This is a genomic window from Pseudomonas sp. LBUM1655 (genome assembly GCF_059716085.1).
Genome location: NZ_CP166801.1, coordinates 4203137 through 4220846, shown reverse-complemented (window position 1 = coordinate 4220846; position 17710 = coordinate 4203137). Strand labels below are relative to the sequence as shown.

Genomic DNA, 17710 nt, shown 5'->3' with positions numbered 1-17710 from the left:
CTTTTTTCCCGCGCAGGTGAATCGATGCCTTTTTTCACGGTGGACGGACAAGCCCTTCATTACATTGACCAAGGCACCGGCCCGGCTGTGCTGCTGGCCGGCAGTTACCTGTGGGACCAAGCCATGTGGGCGCCGCAGATCGCTGCGCTGGCGCCGCACTATCGGGTGATTGCGCTGGATCTGTGGGGCCATGGCGAGTCCGGGCGATTGCCGCAAGGCACCACATCTCTGGACGACATCGCCCGTCAGGCGCAGGCCTTGCTTGATCATCTGGATATCGATCAGGTGACTTTGGTGGGATTGTCGGTCGGCGGCATGTGGGGCGTGCGTCTGGCACTGTCGGCACCGCAGCGGCTCAATGGTCTGGTGTTGATGGACACCTATGTCGGTGTTGAACCCGAGCCCACCCGTCAGTACTACTTCTCGTTGTTCAAACAGATCGAAGAAACCGGCGAAATCTCGGAGCAATTGCTCGATATCGTCGTGCCTATTTTCTTCCGGCCGGGGATCGATCCACAGTCGGCGCTTTACCAGGACTTCCGCGCAAAACTGGCGGCGTATTCAGCCGATCGCCTGCGCGAAAGCATCGTGCCAATGGGCCGCATCACCTTTGGTCGCGATGATCTGTTGCCGCGTCTGGGCGAGCTGAATGCAGCGACCACGCTGGTACTGTGCGGCGATCAGGACAAGCCACGGCCGCCGTCGGAAGCCAAGGAAATGGCAGAGCTGATCGGCTGCCCGTGGGGGCTGGTACCGGAGGCAGGGCATATCTCCAATCTGGAGAATCCAGAGTTTGTGAATGAGGCATTGCTGAAGTTTTTGGCTGAGCGCAATTAAAAAGATCGCAGCGTGCCACAGCACCTACAGGAAAACGCGAATTCCCGTGTAGATACCGTCTTGCCCCTCATCGGGCAAGGGCAATTTTCGGGTCAAATGGCTGGCCCGATTTAAGAACGGCGTAGACAAAATGTAGGAGTTTGCGCATCGCTGCACAGATGATTTGCTTGGGGGCCTTGCCGTTGGCCTTCAAGCGGTCCTTCATGGCGATGATTGCCTTGTTGTGCTTCAGTGCAACCAACCCAGGCATGTATAGACCCGCCCGAACGCGAGCCGATCCGATTCTCGAAATCACTGTTCTGCCTTTGAACTTTCCCGAGTCCTGCAGCTTTGGGTTCAACCCGGCGGCAGCGACCAGCTTGCGAGGGTCGTCATATTTACGCAGGTCGCCCAACTCGGCCAGCAGCCGCTCAAGGGTTTTCTGGCCGATACCGTCGATGGTCACGATCAAGTCGCGCATTTGGCGCATGTCTGGATCATCGTCGATGTGTTTTTTGATTGCTTTGTGAGTTTCAACGATCTCTTTCTCGATGTGACGCAGCACAGAGTTGATCGAGTCTTTGACCTTTTCGTCGGACACATCCAGGCGATTGAGCTCCATTTGCTCCATTTCCTGAAGGTCATCCAAGCGACGTACCATCGCCTTTAGCTGACGATATTTCAGCGGCTCTGGAGCCCAAAGCTGAAGCTTTTCAGCCTTTTCCCGAGCAAAGTCAGCGATCAATTTGGCGTCGCTTTTGTCGGTTTTGATCCGGCGCAGCTCGCTGTCAGCGTAAGCGTGGGTCGTAGCCGGATTGACGACGCAGACCCGGTAACCCTTGTTGTAGACGAACTCGGCAAGTTCCAGGTGATAAACGCTGGTGGCTTCCATCACGATCAGAGCTGTAGGCTCGACCTGCTTGTTCAGCCAGGCGTCAAACTCTTTGAAACCTTTTGAGTCGTTAGCCAGTTTGGCCTTGGTTTTGTGCTTGCCGTTTGGCAGGTGAGTGGCAATATCAAAGGTATTTTTAGCGACATCGACGCCGACGAAATTGGACATGACCGTTTCTCCATTAATCCGTTTTCGATCATCACTGCACTCTGTCCAACCTTGCGAATGCGGGCTCTCGCCAGAGACGGGCCCAAGATACCGTTCGAACTATACGAGTGAGTGTGGAGGGCTGGAGCACGATCTACATCACAGGCAAAAAGCCTAAGGAGCTGCACGGCTTCCAAGTCCCTCCCTCGATGATCAGTCGAGAACTATCGCTCCTGACGGAGCGATAGTCGAGATACAAGGAGCTGCGGCACGCTGCGATCTTTTGATCTTGCTTACTTCGGCCCGAGAATCTTCGCCAGTTTGTCCGACGTCGGTGCGCCTTGCTGCTGTTGCAGTTCACCCTTGTCGTCCATGTAGAAAATCGCCGGAGTGGCCTGCAACTCCAGGTCTTCCATCAACTGCATGTTCGCCGCCAGTTTGGTCTGCACTGCCGCCGGAATGTCTTTCAATGCCTTGAGCGAACTGCCCTTGCCGGCCTTTTCGTGATCTTCCAGGGCTTTACTCGGATCCTTGGCCGCCAGCAGCGCGGCGGACTTGCCCGGGCTGTCTTCGCGGATGATGCCGACCATGATGTGGCGCAACTGCACCTTGCCGGCCTTGACCCAAGGTCGGGCCTGTTCCCAGAACATGTTGCAATACGGGCAATTCGGATCGCTGAACAGGTACACCGTGCGCGGCGCATCTTTGTTGCCGTCCTGAATCCAGTTGCTCGCCTCGAACTTGGCCCAGACTTCTTTGGCCAGCGGCGCGTAGACCAGTTTTTGCAACGGTTCGCTGCTCAAGTCTTTGCCATCTGCGTCGTACAGATTGCCCAGCAGCACGTGTTTGCCATCCGGGGTCAGGTACAGCGCCATGCCGCGGTTCTGGTACTGCGCCGCGTAACCGCGCAAGCCATCGGGGGCATCGAACTGGCCGACGATTTTTGCGCCTTTGGCTTCGATCTGTTTGATCGCCGCAGGCAATTCTTCAGCGGCCTGAACCGACGGCAGTTGCAGCAGGGCAGTGCCCAGAGTCAGCGTCAGCAGGTGGCGGAGGCGGGGCATGGCAGTTTCCTTGAAGAGGTGGACGGTGCGGCGGTCGGATTTGGGGTATCGAAGTTTTCCAGGGCGCGAGCCAGGCTGGCGTTCGACAACTCGCCCAGATGACTGGCCAACAATCGACCATCGGGGTTATAGAACAGGGTAGTCGGCAATGCCATGGAACCCACGGCCTGGCCCAGTCGGCCGCCGCGATCGAACAACACGTTGTTGAGGCTCAGGCCTTGAGTTTCGAGAAATGTCGCGACGCTTTGCATGCTTTCGGCCTGATTGACGAACAGGAACGTCAGGTCCGGGCGTTGCTGTTGGGCATTTTCCAGTACCGGCATTTCGCGCCGGCACGGTGGACACCAGGTCGCCCACAGGTTGATCACCAGCGGGCCGCCCTTATAGTCGCTGAGTTTGATGGTTTCCCCGGCAGCGTTACGCAGGGTGATGTCCGGCAGTCGGGTGCCTTGTTCGTAGATGTTCAGCGACAGCGTCGCCAACAGCCAGAACGCTACACCGCTGGCGACGCCAAAGCCCAAAGGTCGACGCAGGCCCGGACGCCGCCAGCCGCGATACAGCGCGGCGAGCAGCAGGACGATCACCCCCGGCCAAGCGAGGAAACCGCCATCGCGCAGATCGACGATCTGCCACGGATCGTTGCGGTAGTGCGACCAATACAAAGCCACAAAGGCAATGCGCGCTGCCAGCATGCCGAGCAGAAAAAGACTGAACAGCGCCGACTCGGGATTATCGCCACCGCGTTTGGCCACTCGCCAACCGACGAAGGTTGCCAGTGCCAAGGCACTGATCAGCAGCAGGTGGTTAAGCGCGATGGCAAAGGTGCCGAGGGTGAAAGTCAGCATTAATTGGCGTCTCGGGTGGTGGTCCAGCGTTGCAGGAACGTATCGGCATCGACTTCGCCGGTGATGCGCTGGCTGCGGCGCTCTTCGCCATCGGCGCCGATCCACACGAAACTCGGTGGCCCGGGCACTTTATAACGGCTGAGCAATTCGCGACTGGCGGCGTTGTCGGCGGTGACATCCAGTCGAAGCAGACGTACATCGCTCAGCGCCTGCATCACCTTGTCCTTGCCGAACACCTGCTTTTCCATGACTTTGCACGATACGCACCAGTCGGCGTAGTAATCGAGCAGCACCCACTGGCCCTGAGCCTTGGCGGTATCGAGTTCGCGTTGCAGTGCCGCCGGATCCTTGATCGTGGTGAACGCGTCATGGCCACTCGGCGCAGCGCTGGTTGCACGACCGGCGCTGTAAACCTGCAATGGCTGATACGGATCATCGCTGCCGCCTGCCGCACCTACTACCAGCAAACCGCCCCATAACCCGAGCAGTAATCCAGTAGCACCAAACAGTTGGGCGACACGGCCAAAGCCATCGGACTGTTTCCAGGCGCAATAAGCAGCGATCAACAGCAGGGCACCACACAGACCGAGCCACAACGATGGATCCAGCACCGGGCGCAACATCAACAATGCCGTCGCGAGGAACAGGAAACCGAAGATGCCCTTGAGCAGATTCATCCAATCGCCGGGTTTTGGCAGGAAGCGATTGCCGACCGTCACCAGCAGCAACAGCGGCACACCAATGCCGATCCCCAGCGAGAACAGGATCAACCCGCCGTGCAAGGCGTTGCCGCTTTGCGCGATATACAGCAGGGCACCGGCCAGCGGTGCGGTCATGCACGGACCGACCAGCAAGCCAGATAGCGCGCCGAGCACGCCAGCACCAATCAGGCTGCCGCCGCTGCGACTGCGTGAGGCGTGTTCCAGTCGATCACGCAAGGCCACTGGCAATTGCAATTCAAAGAAGCCGAACATCGGTAGCGCCAGCACCACAAACACTGCCGCGAAGGCGCCGAGCAGCCACGGATTCTGTAACCACGCCTGCAAGTTCGCACCGAGCAGCGCAGCAATCACGCCCATCGCGGCATACACCAGCGCCATGCAAATCACATAACTGCCGGCCAGCGCGAAACCACGGCGCGGCGTCGCGCCACTGCCGACAATCATCCCGGCCAGAATCGGCAACATCGGCAACGTACACGGGGTGAACGCCAATAGCAGGCCGAGGCCGAAAAACACCAGCAGGCTCCAGCCCAGCGCTCGTTGTTGCAGGCTGCTGGCCAGAGCTTGATCCGGTGCTTCGGCGCCTGCCGAGGCGGTCGCTTTGCCGCCCAGATCAATGACCCGGGTTTGCGGCGGATAACAAAGGCCCGCATCGGCACAGCCCTGATAACTGACTTTGATCTGCCCGGTGGCCGCCGCCGGGATCTTCACTTCCAGCCCTTGGCGATAAACCGGTTGTTCGCCGAAAAATTCGTCGCTGTGGGATTCGCCTTCGGGCAATGTTGGCTGCTGCTCGACGGTCAGGCCGTCGAACTTCAGACGTTTCTGGTACAGGTAATAGCCGTCGGTGATCTGCCAGAAGAGCTGGGTTTCACCCGATTCCAGGCGTTCGGAGGTGAGTACAAACGCTTTGTCGACCGGCAAAAACTCCGGTTTAGTCTCAAAAGGATTATTCCCGGCCTGGGCCAGGCCCGAGATCAGAAGCGCAAACAGTAGAAAAATACGACGCATGGAGAAGCCTTGTCCCTGTGCAATTGAGGTGCAGAATGGGCGGCGGCGATTAACCGATAATTAACCGTATCCTACAAGGCTCCCCGGGTTCGGCCAATCAGTCACGCAGCAGTCCCGGCCAATTGCTGTCATTGATTGGGTGCGGGCCGGAGACCAGTCGATCCGTCTGAATGTTGTAAATCAGGTACTGGTTGTTGGTGAGAAAGATGTACCAGTAACTGTCTGCGAAAGTTCGATCATTTTGTGCGGCCGTGATCATTCGATTTTTGAACGGGATCAACGCGCCCAGACGATGTTGGCCGAACGGGTTGCGGGTCAGTGTTTTTGCTTTGTAGTTGAACGTCAGGTAATGACCGTCATTGAGAATGAACCTGAAAAGAAAAGGGTGCCCCGTTATTTCTGCCCACGTGCCGGCAATGATTTTGTCAAAGTAGGGAACAATCGGTTTCCAGAGCGTATCGGCGACTTTGTAAATACCGGTGACCCTATCTTCATCCTGGTTGTATTTGCACACGGCCGGTATGTCGCCGTAGTAAAAGAACAGCCAGGCGATGTCTTCGTCGCTACCGGCGTTGAACCCCAGCGAGGTCGAGGTAAATCCGAAGCGCAAATCCTTGGCATGCAGATCAAATGCATCCCAGCGACCCATGATGGGGCGTGGATAGCCATCGGGTACTGTATTGTCGCCAATGCTGAATTGAGAGTAAGTGTCGGTGTTTTTGAAGAAGAAATAGATTCTATCGGGGCCGGAGCGCCAATCAACGGCAACGAAGTTTTCAAGTTTTGGCATGTTTGTTAATTCCTTTTAACGGGTTGTTTTAATGTGCAGGCAGGTTATCCGGCTGGATTAATTATCAGTAGTGCTTAAGTGTGGGATTTCATTTCTCGGGACTTATTGAAGTGCCTGCAGTGCGCAATTAAGGAATGTGTTCCGGCGGGTGCCGGCCTGCTCAATTCTGCGAGCGGCTTCCCGTCACTACCGAGGATGGCCATAATTGCCGCTTAATCCTCACCTGCTTCACTCGCATTTTTTTCAGGGAGCGCCCATGCACGTACTGGTTTGCGAAGACGATGAGCTGATCGCCAGCGGCATCGTTGCCGGCCTCACGGCTCAAGGGCTGACAGTCGAGCACGTCAACACCGCGTCCAAGGCGCGGGCGATGCTCAAGGTTGCCGAGTTTGACGTGATGGTGCTCGACCTCGGCCTGCCCGACGAAGATGGCCTGAAACTGCTGCAGCAACTGCGTCAGCACGGTCTGGAGATTCCGGTGCTGATTCTGACCGCGCGCGATTCGGTCACTGACCGGGTCGACGGCTTGCAGGCCGGTGCCGACGATTACTTGCTCAAACCGTTCGATCTGCGTGAGCTATTCGCCCGTCTGCAAACCTTGCTGCGTCGAGTGGCCGGGCGCAGCGTCAACCTGATTGAACACGGTGCGTTGACCTACGACCCAAGCAGCCGCGAAACCATGCTGGCCGGGCAACCGGTGGATTTGTCGCGACGCGAACAATCCCTGTTGCAGGCTCTGCTGCACAATCGCGGTCGGGTGCTGTCCACCGAGCAATTGAAAGACAGCGTCTACGGTTTCAATGATGAGTTGGAGAGCAACGCGTTGAACGTGCATATTCACCACCTGCGCAGCAAACTCGGCAAAGGCATCGTCGAAACCGTGCGCGGTCTGGGTTATCGCCTGGGGCCGGCCGATGGTGGAGAACAAGGCAAGTGATGAGCCTACGACTGCGCCTGAGCCTGACTCTCGGCGCCGCGTTTGCGCTGATCTGGGCGCTGGCGGCGGCCTGGATGCTCAGCGACCTGCGCAATCAGATGATGTTTTCCCTTGATCAGCGTCTGGTGGCGTCGGCGCGCATGGTCGCCGGTTTGCTGGAGCAACTGCCGACCCTGCCGAGCAAGGGCGAAGGCACCCATTTCAGTGCCGAACAACTGAACATTCCCGGTGGCATGGCCTGCCAGGTCAGTTCCTTGCGCGGAGAAATTCTCGCACGCAGCCACAACAATCCCGAACAAGCGCTGGAAGCCGAGAAAATGGGCTTCCACGACCAGATGATCGACGGTGCGCCGTGGCGCAGTTTCACTCTCGCCCGGGGCGATGTGCGGATTACCACAGCGGATCGGCAGATCGAACGTGAAGCGCTGAACATGTCGATCCTGCTGGCGGCGTCGGTGCCGGTGGGCGTGGCGTTGCTCGGCTGCCTGTGCCTGCTGTGGCTGGGGATTGGCCAAGGGCTGGCGCCGCTTAACCGTCTGCGTGAGGCCTTGATGCGGCGCAATGCCGATTCGCTCGAACCCTTGCAATTGCAGGCGTTTCCCAGCGAATTGAAGCCGTTGCTCGATACCCAGAATCAACTGTTCCAGCGCATTGGCAAGACCATCGAGCGCGAACGTCGGCTGACCGGCGACGCCGCCCACGAGCTGCGCAGCCCGCTCACGGCGATCAAGACCCACCTGCAAGTGGCGCGCATGACCGACGGTGCCGCCCGCGATCAGTCGCTGGCCAAGGCCGAGGAGGGCGCTGATCGCCTGCATCGCACGCTTGAGCAATTGCTGTTGCTGGCGCGGGTCGAGGGCAGCCTGTCGTTTGACGACGGCTCGCAGTGCAGCGCCGAGCAAGTGGCGCGGCTGGCGATTGCCGATGCCACGGGCGGCGAGCGCCTGCGAATCAAATTGCAACTGCCGGAACAGCTTTCGACAGCGCCCTTGCAAATGCCGGCGGTGCTGTCGATTGCCGCGCTGCGCAATCTGCTCGACAACGCCCTGCGCCACACCCCCGAAGACTGTGCGGTCGAGTTGAGTCTGGAAACCATCGGCAACCGCGTACGTTTTATTGTGCGTGACCATGGCCCGGGCATCGCTCAGGATGATCTGCAACATCTGACCCAACGCTTCTGGCGCAATGGTCAGAGTACCGGCTGCGGCCTGGGCCTGGCGATTGTTCAGGCCATCGTCCAGCGTTGCGAATGTGCCCTGCATTTCGACAGCCGTCCGGATGGGCTGCGCGTTGAGTTGACCATGCCATTGCAGGCCATTTGAAACCGCTCTCGCGGGATCTGCATGCGGCACATCAAATGTAACCTCTCTCCAATGGCTATCCGGCTGTCGTGACGTTAAGGTCACGACAGCTTTGACTCAATGGATTGAGGGAACAGCGCCATGGAAGCACCCATCTGTATTCGTCCGGCCATCCTGGCCGACGTCGGCATCATCTGTCGCATCATCGAACGTTCGATCCGATTCGGTTGTGCGCTCGATCATCGCAACGACCCGCTTATCGTCAACGACTGGATCCGGCAGCAATCTGCCGATTTGCTCAGCGCCTGGCTTGCCGACCCGCATTTCTATCTGAATATCGCCTTGCTGGCGGACAAACCGGTCGGTGTCGGCCTGGCTCAGGGCAGTGGCGACATTGTGCTCTGCTATGTACAACCGGAATCCTTTCGCCGTGGCGCGGGGCGAGCGCTGATGAACGATCTGCAAGGCTGGCTGCGGGTGCACGGTGTGCTCCATGCCCACCTCAACAGCACACGCACTGGCGAAGCGTTCTATCGTCATCTGGGCTATCGCGAATCTGAACCACCCCTCATACACAAAGGCTTGCAGATCCTGCCCATGTACAAGCCACTGCCATTATCCGGATGACGAGTCGATCAAGGGGCTAAATCCTCGCCTCGCTTATGCGTTTCCAGAACAGGAAAACCTGCAAGTGCGCCCCGCGACCGGAACGCGCACATGTCCGGTGTGCTGTTTTGGTCACAATCCATAGCGAATTGAGGGGTCGAGAGATGTCAGTCGCCACCAGCCTTATCGAAGAGTCGCCGGCCCGGGTTACCACGGTGCCAGCGGAAACGTTGTATCAGTTCAATGAATCGCCACTGCTGACCCGTCAGGCACAGCAGGAGTCCAATGCCCGTAGCTATCCGCGCCGCATTCCGCTGGCGCTCAAGCGTGCCAAGGGTCTGTATGTCGAAGACGTCGAAGGGCGCACCTTTATTGACTGCCTGGCCGGTGCCGGCACGCTGGCACTGGGGCATAACCACCCGGTGGTGATCGAAGCGATCCAGCAGGTATTGGCCGATGAGTTGCCGCTGCATACGCTCGACCTGACCACCCCGGTCAAGGATCAGTTCGTTCAGGATCTTTTCGGTCTGCTGCCGGTTGAGCTGGCGGCGCAAGCGAAGATCCAGTTCTGCGGCCCGACCGGCACTGATGCAGTGGAAGCGGCATTGAAACTGGTGCGCACTGCGACCGGGCGCAGCACGGTGCTGTCATTCTCCGGTGGTTACCACGGCATGAGCCAAGGGGCGTTGAGCCTGATGGGCAGCCTGGGGCCGAAAAAACCGCTGGGCGCGTTGCTCAGCAACGGCGTGCAGTTCATGCCGTTCCCGTATGACTATCGTTGCCCGTTCGGCCTCGGCGGCGCAGCCGGGGTGAAGGCCAACCTGAGCTACCTGGAAAACCTGCTCAACGATCCCGAGGCCGGCGTGCAATTGCCAGCAGCGGTGATCGTCGAGGCGGTGCAGGGCGAGGGCGGGGTGATTCCGGCGGATATCGAATGGCTGCGCGGCTTGCGTCGGATCACCGAGAAGGCTGGTGTGGCGCTGATTGTCGATGAAATCCAGAGCGGTTTCGCCCGTACCGGCAAGATGTTTGCCTTCGAACACGCTGGCATCATCCCGGACGTGGTGGTGCTGTCCAAAGCCATCGGTGGCAGCCTGCCGCTGGCGGTGGTGGTGTATCGCGACTGGCTCGACACCTGGCAGCCGGGCGCTCACGCCGGCACCTTCCGCGGCAACCAGATGGCGATGGCAGCAGGTTCTGCGGTGATGCGTTATCTGGTTGAGCACAAAGTGTGCGAACACGCCGCCGCCATGGGTGCGCGCTTGAGCGAGCACCTGCGCATCCTGCAGCGCGACTTCCCGCAACTGGGCGATATTCGCGGCCGTGGCTTGATGCTTGGCGTCGAACTGGTCGACCCGAACGGCGCGCCGGACGCACTCGGCCATCCACCAGCGTTTGCGCGGCTGGCACCGCTCGTGCAGCGCGAATGTCTCAAACGCGGTTTGATTCTGGAGTTGGGTGGCCGTCACGGCGCGGTGGTGCGTTTCCTCCCGCCGCTGGTGATCACCGCTGCCGAAATCGACTGCGTTGCCGAGATCTTCGGTCGTGCGTTGGCTGCTGCCATCGCCGCCGAGTAAATTTTTCGCCGCGCCGAACGTTCTTTCTACATACCCGGCTGCACCTGCCGTGCAGCCCCCCCTACAACGATGGAGAACCAGCATGACGTCAGTATTCGACCGCGAGGACATCCTCTTTCAGGTCGTGGTCAACCACGAAGAGCAGTACTCGATCTGGCCGGATTACAAGGCCGTGCCAGAAGGCTGGCGCACCGTGGGCAAGAGCGGCCTGAAAAAGGAATGCCTGGCCTACATCGAGGAAGTCTGGACTGACATGCGCCCGCTGAGCCTGCGCCAGAAAATGGAAGGGCAGGCTGCGGTTCAATAAGCTTCCGGCCAAAAAGAAACCCGCTGGACTGGAGACAGTCAGCGGGTTTTTTCATGTCCGGAACATGCGTTGTCCTTGCTGGCCTCATCGCCAGCAGGCTGGCTCCCACATGGGATCACCCAACCCTGTAGGAGTGAGCCCGCTCGCGATGAACGATAACGCGGTGTAACTGAACTTACGCCCCACTCAGCCCCTTGAGCAGCAGATCCACATCCCCCTCAAGCTCCGCCACCGGATCTTCGGCATCAGTACTCAACACCACCAGATGACTACCGGACTCGGCGATCGCCGCTTTCACCGCGTCTGACGGTTGTCGGTGATGCAGCACCACCGCCACGTCATTGTCCTTGAGCGCCGCCGTCAATTGCTTCAAATCCTCCGGCGTCCACTCTGTATCAGGACGTGGATCCTGCCCGATCAGCTCCAGATTCAGGCTACCGATCAGATAGCCGAAGTGATCGCTCAAGCTCATCACACTCAGATTGTCTGCATTGGCCAGACGCGCCTCGCTGTCGGCGCTGAGTTTGAGCAGGCGCTGTTTCAACGCCGCCAGGTTCGCTTCGATCTTCGGCTTGGCGGTCGGTGCCAGACGCACCAGATCCGCTGCCATCACGTCTGCCATGCGCCCCATGTTGTTGCTCGCCAGCCATGGCTGGCTGTTCAGTCCATCGACCTTCAACCCTGGTTGCACGGCAATACCGGGCAGGGCACCGTCGACCGGGCGTGCGGCATCGACCTCAACAATACGGATGTTGCTGCGACGGGCGATTGGGTACAGCGGGTCATCGGCCCACAGCGAGCGCACGCCGATGACCGCGTCGGCATTACTCGCCAGTTTGTCCAGCGCCGGAGCGCCGCGACCCGTGAAGTAAGCGGTCTGGCGGCTGCCCGGCAAGTTCGCCGGCGCCGCGCGTTCCAGGTTGATATCGGTGCCTTTGAGCAATGCTTCGCCCAAGCCGTAGGTGATCGGTAGCGAGGCCAACACCCGCAAGGGCTTGGCGCTTTCGGCGGCCATCAACGGGCTGCAGACCACGCCGCACAGCGCCATGCTCAGGGTCAGTTTTCTCAGTGAAAAAGCCATTTATCCAAGGTTCCCTTTCAGACTGGGTACGACACCGCGCGCGATGGCGGCGAGGGCGAACGCAATGCCGGCGACCAGAATGATCGCGGCGCCGGACGGGATCGGCAGATCGAAGACGATCGGCGCAAGAATCCCGCACAAGGTGCTGACGGTGGCAATCAGTACCGAACACCAGAAGAAGCCCTTGAGCGACTGGCTGAGCAAACGCGCCGCCGCCGCCGGAATCACCAGCAGGGCACCGACCAGAATCGCACCGATGACTTTCACCGCCGCCACAGTGATCAGCGTCACCAGAATCACGAACAAGTAATCGAGGGTCTTCACCGCCACCCCGCGTACCGCCGCCAGTTGTGGATTGAAGCTGGCCAGCATGATGCGGTTGTACAGCGGCAGTGCGAGGGCCATGACCAGCGAACCGACGATGGCCAGCACCGCCAGATCATTGCCGTTGACGGTCAGCACCGAACCGAACAGCACGTTTTCCAGAATGTGTACGTTGATCTTGCCGGCCAGAATCAGCAGCAGGCTCGCACCCAGCGCCAGGGATACCGAGAGGAACACGCCGATCAAGGTGTCAGGCGCCAGACCCGTGCGGTTGCGCAGGTAGTTGAGCAGAATGCCGAACAGCAGGCAGTAACCGAACAGGCTGCCATACGGCCCGGTGTAGGGTTCGCCGAGCAGGATGCCGATGGCCACGCCGGTTAGCGCTGCGTGGCCGACTGCTTCGGAGAAAAACGCAAAGCGCTTGACCACCACCAGCGTGCCGAGGCCGCCGAGCACCGGGCCGATCAACAGACCCGCGAGCAGCGCATTGACCACAAAACCATAGGCCAGCGCTTCGGGCAGGTAACCCGACGAGGCCCAGCCCTGAACCATCAAACGAAAGGCTTCGTAACTCATCAGGCAGCGCTCCGTGGATGGGTCGAAAACAGCGTCAGCAGACGCTCCGGGGTCAGCGCCTGTTGCGGTGTGGCATCGAACAGCACGCGACGGTTGAGACCGGTGACGCGATCGGCCAGACGTCCGACCGCCTCCAGATCATGTTCGATCCACAACACGGTGATGCCCGCCGCGCGCCAGCCCCCGAGCAGGCGTTCGAACACCTGAATCCCGGCCTCGTCGAGCGCCGACATCGGTTCATCCAGCACCAGCAGTTGCGGCGCCGGGATGAGCCCTTGGGCGAGCAGGACCCGCTGACGTTCGCCGCCGGACAGCGCGCCCATGCGTCGCTTGCGCTTGTCTTGCATGCCGACCCGTTCCAGCGCCTCACCGATGGCGCCAGCGTAGTGTTTGCTCAAGCCGAGAAACGCCGGGCGGCGCTGGCACATGGCGGCCATGAAATCGTCGACCGTCATTGGCAAGCCGCGGTCGAATTCCAGCGCTTGCGGCACGTAGCCAATGGTGTCGGGCTCGCCGGGCCATTGCAGGCTCAACTGGCCTTGATGCGGCATTTGGCCGAGCAAGGTCTTGATCAGCGAACTCTTGCCACCACCGTTGGGGCCGACCAGCGCATGCACGCTGCCGGGGTGTACCTGGAAGGTGACCTTGTCGAGAATGGTGGTGCGCCCAAGGGTCAGGCTGACATCAGCAAAATCGAGAGTCGGCCCGCAAACCTGTGGGAGCGAGCTTGCTCGCGAAGGTGTCGTGTCAGCCAACGGATGCGTTGAGTGTTCAACCGCATTCGCGAGCAGGCTCGCTCCCACAGGGGTTTCGGACTGGTCAGAGAAGGTTTCTTTGGAGGTCATGCCCCTGACTCCTGAATCGCCCGCACCACGGTGTTGAGGTTGCCGGTCATTTCCTTTTCGTACTTGTCGGTGGTGTATTCGCCGTAGGAAATGTGCGACAGCGGGTACAGCTTCACACCGGACTCTCGCTGAATGGTGTCGACGTAAGAGGACGGAAAGTCCATTTCCGAGAAGATCACTTTCACGTCCAGTTCGCGCAGTTGGTCGATGGTCTTCTTCAACTGGCTCGGGCTCGGCTCGATACCGTGGGCCGGTTCGACCACGGCCGTCACTTCCAGACCGAATTCGCGCAGCAGGTAATCGTAAGCCGCGTGAACGGTGGCGACGCGCAGTTCGGCGTTCGGTGCCTGGGTCAGCTTGGCCAGCGCGTCGGCGCGCATCTGCCGCAGACGTTTGCCGTAGGCACGGGCGTTCTGGGTGTAAGTCTTGGCGTTGTCCGGGTCGAGCTTGCCCAGTTCCCGGGCGATGTTGTTGACCTGGGCAATCGAAGCACTGATCGACAGGAACGTGTGCGGGTTGACCACTTTGCCGGCACCGCGCGCGGCAACTCCGGTGGCGGCCAGCAGCGGCACGTTTTCGTTGGCTTCGATGGTCTTGATGTTCGGTGTTTCGCTGGCGGCGATCATGCGGTCAGCGAAGTCGTCATGGCCGACACCGTTGAGCACGATCACGTCCAGGCCGCTGATACGTTTGATGTCCTCGGCCCGTGGCTCGTAAGCGTGCGGGTTGAAACCGGCCGGAATCAGCGGCACGACCTCGGCCTTGTCGCCGACGATGTTCGCCACGTAGCTGTAATAAGGATGCAGGGTAATGCCGATGCGCAGGCGTTTTGCCTGATCGGCACTGGCCAGTGGGCTCAACAGACAGGCACACAGGCCCATTAGAAACAGGCGCAACAACGGACGGCGTGGCGATGAAATAGACATGGGCAAACGGTCTTCTCTCGGGTGAGTGCGAGGAATCAATGGCGATGTTCGCGGGTAACCCCGGCATCGTATTGCGCGACGATCTGTTTCCAGCCGGCGGCGGACAGGGCCGCGTCGGTCAGCGCTTGAGGCGCCTTGAGTTCGGCTTGGCGGTTGAGCCATATATCTGGCGCCGCTTTGGCATCGGCATCGACGCGCATCAGAAACGAACCGGCGACGGCAGGCGTCTGGCTGTGACCGAAATAGGCGCTGTCGGCCTGCATTTGCCAGACGTGACCGCCACGACTGACGGAACTGGCGTCCTGGGCAAACGGAGCGAAACCTTCATCCGCCAGGTTTTGCGGGGTTGGCAGGGTTTTCTGCTCTTCACGCAGCAACTGGATTTCGTCCAGCGTCACCCGCAGGTCGGCATAGATGCCTTGCTCGGCGGCGCTAAGGTCACGCCGGGCATCGAACTGGTTGCTGGCGACGGGCTCCGGTTCATGGGAAACCCCGCGCCAGGCCACCGCGGAGCCGGCCAGCGCGAGGATCAGCAGACACAACAACAGGACGTTGAGGGTTTCGTGGCCGGCACCTGCCGGGCGCACGATTTGTGTGGTGGGCGTACTCATGGGGCTTCGATATCCGCTTGGTCGATTTCGACTACATGGCCGGGGCCCGCGTCGAACAGCACGTAGAACTCGGCGCCGGGTTTCTTGAAGGTCAGGGTTGAGTCACTACCGAGCTTGCCGGGCACCAGAATGGTTTCGTCGTAGCCAATCACGTCGAGGGTCACGCCCGGGGCGCCGCTGCCGTCGGAAAAACCGCCGGTGCATTGGATCTGCTCGTCGTCGATGGCTTTGCATTCACACATCGGGTTATGCGCCAGAGCGCTGGCGCTGAAACCGGCGAACAGCACCAGCAGCGCGGCGCTCAGCCGCAGGCGGGAAGGGCGAGAGCAGCTCATGGTTTGGCTCCTTGTGTGTTCAGCCAGGCAAGGGTGGCGGGAGAGGCCTGGCTCAGGGGAATCGAGGCCTGATGCATGCTGCCGTCCCAGCCTTCCATGGTGATCCACAGTTCGGCATCGGCTTTGGTTTTTTCCGGGACTGGCAGTTGGGCACCCATGCGGTAAGGGGTGCCGAAGAAAATCACTCCGGCGGCGCGCAGACTGCGGGGTTTGCCGATGCGCAGATAAGTCGCCTTGACCTTGTCGACGCAAGCGTCACACAGGGCGGCGTTGAAGCCTTTCAGATAACCGGCCGGGCCGCCGCGCGGCGCTTCATCGCGCAACTCGGCGAGGCGCAGGCTCCAGGGGCCGACCTGAATTTCGCCGACTTCCCGTTCACCGAGACCACTGTCGCCGCGGAACAGGGCGGCATCGGCGAAGTATTTGGGCATGAAGCCCAGCGGAATCAGCAGCAACAGCACGTTGATGTGAAACCGCCATTTGTGCCAGAACAGACTCAGGCGTGAGGGTTGAGCAGAAACAGTGGATTTGCTCACAGGTTGGCCTCCGACACTTCACGATTCATGGCCGGTTGGGGCAGGACACGATTCTTTTTACTTTCCCGCTTGAGTGCGTTGGCGGTCGCCAGGGCGGTGCGTTTGGTCCAGATCAACAGGCCGCTGAGCACCATCATGCTCAGCAGCAGGCCGAAGAAAAACCAGATCAGCTTGATCCACAATCCGCCAAAGTCCCCGGTATGCAGCGGGCGCATGGATTCGGTGACGAATTCCAGTGAGGAACGATCGGACAACAACCGCGAAGCCGCCATGTCACCGTTGTACGGATTGATCGTGGCGGTCTGGAACATCAGCGGATACCAGCCACGGCCACCGACACTCATATGGCTGTAGGCATTGCCCGGCAGGCTGACGAAACTGACCTCCAGGCCGGGGATCTTCTGCTGGGCGATTTCAATGGCGTGATCCAGGCTTATTCGCGTGGGCGGTGAGCCGTCCGGCGAAAGCGGTACAGCCTCACGGGCCATTGCCGGGATGATCGGTTCGCTGGAAATGGAAATCTGGTTATCCGACAGCAACGCCTGAATCAGGAACCAGGTGCCGGTGATGGAAATCACCGCAATGAACCAGATCGACCAGATACCGCTGAGACGGTGGAAGTCTCCCCAGAAAATCCGCGCGCCGTGGCGAAAGCGCAGGGTCGGGTTAAAGAAACCTTTCCAGAAGCGTTTATAAACCACCAGCCCAGTGATCAGCGAAACCAGCAAAGGCAGGCCGAGGAACGACACCAGATACCAGCCCCAGCTGAAACCGTTGGTGAACGGCACGAGCCACCAGCCATGCAATGCACGGGTGAACGCCTTGAAATTGAAGGTCGGTGCCGTGCCCTGGATCACCCCGGTGTAAGGGTTGACGTAGACCGTCAGCGAACGACCGTCCGGGTAGCTGACCTCTACGTCCAGGGCAAAGTGTGATTCGTCGGGGCGGCTGATGCTTTCGACCACGGTCTGTGGTTCGGCTTTCTTGATCGCCGCCAGCACCTGATCGTAGCTGAGCAGCGGTGCATCGTCCGACGGCTGACTGGCGCGCATCTGCGGATTGGCGAGCCAGACGATCTCCTGGCTGACCACCGCCAACGTCCCGGTCACGCAGACGATCAGGACGAAAAACCAGATGGGTAACGCGAGCCAGCTATGCACCAGGAACCACAGTTTGGAGCGGGATTTCTTCGACATGATTACGCGTCTTGATTTCGGTGGAAGGGAGCACGGCTACGGGCTTCGCAGCACGGGATTCCCCGAAAGGCGTTCGTGGCTTTTGCCTACGCGAACGGCCTGCATCTCTATAGGACGGATGAGCGAGGTAAATCCCGATGATCGATATGAAAGCAAATGTTTCGCAATTCGCATCTGCACCACTGAACCCTTGTGGGAGATCAAACACGATTCATGAATGACGCCATCACCCTCCGCCAATTGATGCCCGCCACCCGCTCCCTAT

The 17710-nt window shown here is 59.8% G+C and carries 19 protein-coding genes; 6 read left to right on the top strand and 13 right to left on the bottom strand.

The genetic code is table 11. The annotated features are described in order from the left end of the window. The first annotated feature begins 24 nt into the window (after window positions 1-24). Window positions 25-837, top strand: a complete 813-nt coding sequence (locus ACA074_RS18795; RefSeq protein WP_497677571.1) for an alpha/beta fold hydrolase — start codon at window positions 25-27, stop codon at window positions 835-837. Between the two features lie 67 nt (window positions 838-904). Here the strand turns inward: ACA074_RS18795 and ACA074_RS18790 are convergent, their stop codons facing one another. The 5 genes from ACA074_RS18790 to ACA074_RS18770 all read right to left on the bottom strand — a co-directional run bounded on the left by ACA074_RS18790 (window position 905) and on the right by ACA074_RS18770 (window position 6287). Beyond that, window positions 905-1876, bottom strand: coding sequence for an IS110 family RNA-guided transposase (locus ACA074_RS18790; protein WP_497657519.1), 972 nt, complete (start codon window positions 1874-1876; stop codon window positions 905-907). Window positions 1877-2148: 272 nt separating this feature from the next. Next, on the bottom strand, window positions 2149-2919 hold the full coding sequence (gene dsbG, locus ACA074_RS18785; protein WP_489879111.1) for a thiol:disulfide interchange protein DsbG: 771 nt from the start codon (window positions 2917-2919) through the stop codon (window positions 2149-2151). Beyond that, window positions 2895-3764 (bottom strand): TlpA disulfide reductase family protein, encoded by an 870-nt coding sequence (locus ACA074_RS18780; RefSeq protein WP_187679532.1) that lies wholly within the window; start codon window positions 3762-3764, stop codon window positions 2895-2897. The genes dsbG and ACA074_RS18780 overlap by 25 nt, the downstream gene beginning before the upstream one ends. After that, window positions 3764-5497 carry a protein-disulfide reductase DsbD gene (gene dsbD, locus ACA074_RS18775; protein WP_497677570.1) on the bottom strand — a complete coding sequence of 578 codons (1734 nt, stop codon included), beginning with the start codon at window positions 5495-5497 and terminating at the stop codon, window positions 3764-3766. Before dsbD ends, ACA074_RS18780 begins: the two co-directional genes overlap by 1 nt. A gap of 97 nt (window positions 5498-5594) precedes the next feature. After that, window positions 5595-6287, bottom strand: coding sequence for a hypothetical protein (locus tag ACA074_RS18770; RefSeq protein ID WP_489879114.1), 693 nt, complete (start codon window positions 6285-6287; stop codon window positions 5595-5597). A gap of 256 nt (window positions 6288-6543) precedes the next feature. Between ACA074_RS18770 and ACA074_RS18765 the strand changes: the two genes are divergently transcribed. From ACA074_RS18765 to ACA074_RS18745, 5 genes are all read left to right on the top strand, one after another. Further along, complete coding sequence (locus tag ACA074_RS18765; RefSeq protein WP_187679529.1) at window positions 6544-7224, top strand: response regulator; 681 nt, start codon at window positions 6544-6546, stop codon at window positions 7222-7224. After that, window positions 7224-8546: an ATP-binding protein gene (locus ACA074_RS18760; protein ID WP_401267188.1), complete on the top strand. Its 1323-nt coding sequence runs from the start codon at window positions 7224-7226 to the stop codon at window positions 8544-8546. Before ACA074_RS18765 ends, ACA074_RS18760 begins: the two co-directional genes overlap by 1 nt. Before the next feature lie 120 nt (window positions 8547-8666). After that, window positions 8667-9152 (top strand): GNAT family N-acetyltransferase, encoded by a 486-nt coding sequence (locus tag ACA074_RS18755; RefSeq protein ID WP_489879115.1) that lies wholly within the window; start codon window positions 8667-8669, stop codon window positions 9150-9152. A gap of 143 nt (window positions 9153-9295) precedes the next feature. After that, window positions 9296-10708, top strand: coding sequence for an aspartate aminotransferase family protein (locus ACA074_RS18750; protein WP_497615029.1), 1413 nt, complete (start codon window positions 9296-9298; stop codon window positions 10706-10708). Window positions 10709-10790: 82 nt separating this feature from the next. Beyond that, window positions 10791-11015 (top strand): MbtH family protein, encoded by a 225-nt coding sequence (locus tag ACA074_RS18745; protein WP_187679525.1) that lies wholly within the window; start codon window positions 10791-10793, stop codon window positions 11013-11015. 175 nt (window positions 11016-11190) lie between these two features. On the opposite strand, the gene ACA074_RS18740 is transcribed toward ACA074_RS18745, so the two are convergent. Genes ACA074_RS18740 through ACA074_RS18705 form a run of 8 tightly spaced genes read right to left on the bottom strand, consistent with a single transcriptional unit; the run spans window position 11191 to window position 17445 of the window. Then, a complete protein-coding gene (locus ACA074_RS18740) occupies window positions 11191-12096 on the bottom strand; it encodes a metal ABC transporter substrate-binding protein (RefSeq protein ID WP_497677569.1) in 906 nt (301 codons plus the stop codon). Next, a complete protein-coding gene (locus ACA074_RS18735; protein ID WP_007917717.1) occupies window positions 12097-12996 on the bottom strand; it encodes a metal ABC transporter permease in 900 nt (299 codons plus the stop codon). Then, window positions 12996-13841 carry a metal ABC transporter ATP-binding protein gene (locus ACA074_RS18730; RefSeq protein ID WP_497677568.1) on the bottom strand — a complete coding sequence of 282 codons (846 nt, stop codon included), beginning with the start codon at window positions 13839-13841 and terminating at the stop codon, window positions 12996-12998. Before ACA074_RS18730 ends, ACA074_RS18735 begins: the two co-directional genes overlap by 1 nt. After that, on the bottom strand, window positions 13838-14767 hold the full coding sequence (locus ACA074_RS18725) for a metal ABC transporter substrate-binding protein (RefSeq protein WP_497657818.1): 930 nt from the start codon (window positions 14765-14767) through the stop codon (window positions 13838-13840). The genes ACA074_RS18730 and ACA074_RS18725 overlap by 4 nt, the downstream gene beginning before the upstream one ends. 35 nt (window positions 14768-14802) lie before the next feature. Continuing rightward, the gene (locus tag ACA074_RS18720; RefSeq protein ID WP_497615021.1) at window positions 14803-15378 is read right to left on the bottom strand and encodes a DUF6162 family protein; all 576 of its coding nucleotides are present in this window, start codon (window positions 15376-15378) and stop codon (window positions 14803-14805) included. After that, window positions 15375-15713: a hypothetical protein gene (locus ACA074_RS18715; protein ID WP_187679521.1), complete on the bottom strand. Its 339-nt coding sequence runs from the start codon at window positions 15711-15713 to the stop codon at window positions 15375-15377. Before ACA074_RS18715 ends, ACA074_RS18720 begins: the two co-directional genes overlap by 4 nt. Then, the gene (locus tag ACA074_RS18710) at window positions 15710-16249 is read right to left on the bottom strand and encodes a PA2404 family protein (protein ID WP_489879120.1); all 540 of its coding nucleotides are present in this window, start codon (window positions 16247-16249) and stop codon (window positions 15710-15712) included. The genes ACA074_RS18715 and ACA074_RS18710 overlap by 4 nt, the downstream gene beginning before the upstream one ends. Then, on the bottom strand, window positions 16246-17445 hold the full coding sequence (locus ACA074_RS18705; RefSeq protein WP_401267208.1) for a PepSY-associated TM helix domain-containing protein: 1200 nt from the start codon (window positions 17443-17445) through the stop codon (window positions 16246-16248). Before ACA074_RS18705 ends, ACA074_RS18710 begins: the two co-directional genes overlap by 4 nt. Window positions 17446-17710 lie beyond the last annotated feature (265 nt).

What these genes read in the sequence shown, in the direction of transcription:
- ACA074_RS18795 (WP_497677571.1), top strand. Translation starts at nt 25, where the DNA reads ATGCCTTTTTTCACGGTGGACGGACAAGCCCTTCATTACATTGACCAA.
- ACA074_RS18790 (WP_497657519.1), bottom strand. Translation starts at nt 1,876, where the DNA reads ATGTCCAATTTCGTCGGCGTCGATGTCGCTAAAAATACCTTTGATATT.
- dsbG (WP_489879111.1), bottom strand. Translation starts at nt 2,919, where the DNA reads ATGCCCCGCCTCCGCCACCTGCTGACGCTGACTCTGGGCACTGCCCTG.
- ACA074_RS18780 (WP_187679532.1), bottom strand. Translation starts at nt 3,764, where the DNA reads ATGCTGACTTTCACCCTCGGCACCTTTGCCATCGCGCTTAACCACCTG.
- dsbD (WP_497677570.1), bottom strand. Translation starts at nt 5,497, where the DNA reads ATGCGTCGTATTTTTCTACTGTTTGCGCTTCTGATCTCGGGCCTGGCC.
- ACA074_RS18770 (WP_489879114.1), bottom strand. Translation starts at nt 6,287, where the DNA reads ATGCCAAAACTTGAAAACTTCGTTGCCGTTGATTGGCGCTCCGGCCCC.
- ACA074_RS18765 (WP_187679529.1), top strand. Translation starts at nt 6,544, where the DNA reads ATGCACGTACTGGTTTGCGAAGACGATGAGCTGATCGCCAGCGGCATC.
- ACA074_RS18760 (WP_401267188.1), top strand. Translation starts at nt 7,224, where the DNA reads ATGAGCCTACGACTGCGCCTGAGCCTGACTCTCGGCGCCGCGTTTGCG.
- ACA074_RS18755 (WP_489879115.1), top strand. Translation starts at nt 8,667, where the DNA reads ATGGAAGCACCCATCTGTATTCGTCCGGCCATCCTGGCCGACGTCGGC.
- ACA074_RS18750 (WP_497615029.1), top strand. Translation starts at nt 9,296, where the DNA reads ATGTCAGTCGCCACCAGCCTTATCGAAGAGTCGCCGGCCCGGGTTACC.
- ACA074_RS18745 (WP_187679525.1), top strand. Translation starts at nt 10,791, where the DNA reads ATGACGTCAGTATTCGACCGCGAGGACATCCTCTTTCAGGTCGTGGTC.
- ACA074_RS18740 (WP_497677569.1), bottom strand. Translation starts at nt 12,096, where the DNA reads ATGGCTTTTTCACTGAGAAAACTGACCCTGAGCATGGCGCTGTGCGGC.
- ACA074_RS18735 (WP_007917717.1), bottom strand. Translation starts at nt 12,996, where the DNA reads ATGAGTTACGAAGCCTTTCGTTTGATGGTTCAGGGCTGGGCCTCGTCG.
- ACA074_RS18730 (WP_497677568.1), bottom strand. Translation starts at nt 13,841, where the DNA reads ATGACCTCCAAAGAAACCTTCTCTGACCAGTCCGAAACCCCTGTGGGA.
- ACA074_RS18725 (WP_497657818.1), bottom strand. Translation starts at nt 14,767, where the DNA reads ATGTCTATTTCATCGCCACGCCGTCCGTTGTTGCGCCTGTTTCTAATG.
- ACA074_RS18720 (WP_497615021.1), bottom strand. Translation starts at nt 15,378, where the DNA reads ATGAGTACGCCCACCACACAAATCGTGCGCCCGGCAGGTGCCGGCCAC.
- ACA074_RS18715 (WP_187679521.1), bottom strand. Translation starts at nt 15,713, where the DNA reads ATGAGCTGCTCTCGCCCTTCCCGCCTGCGGCTGAGCGCCGCGCTGCTG.
- ACA074_RS18705 (WP_401267208.1), bottom strand. Translation starts at nt 17,445, where the DNA reads ATGTCGAAGAAATCCCGCTCCAAACTGTGGTTCCTGGTGCATAGCTGG.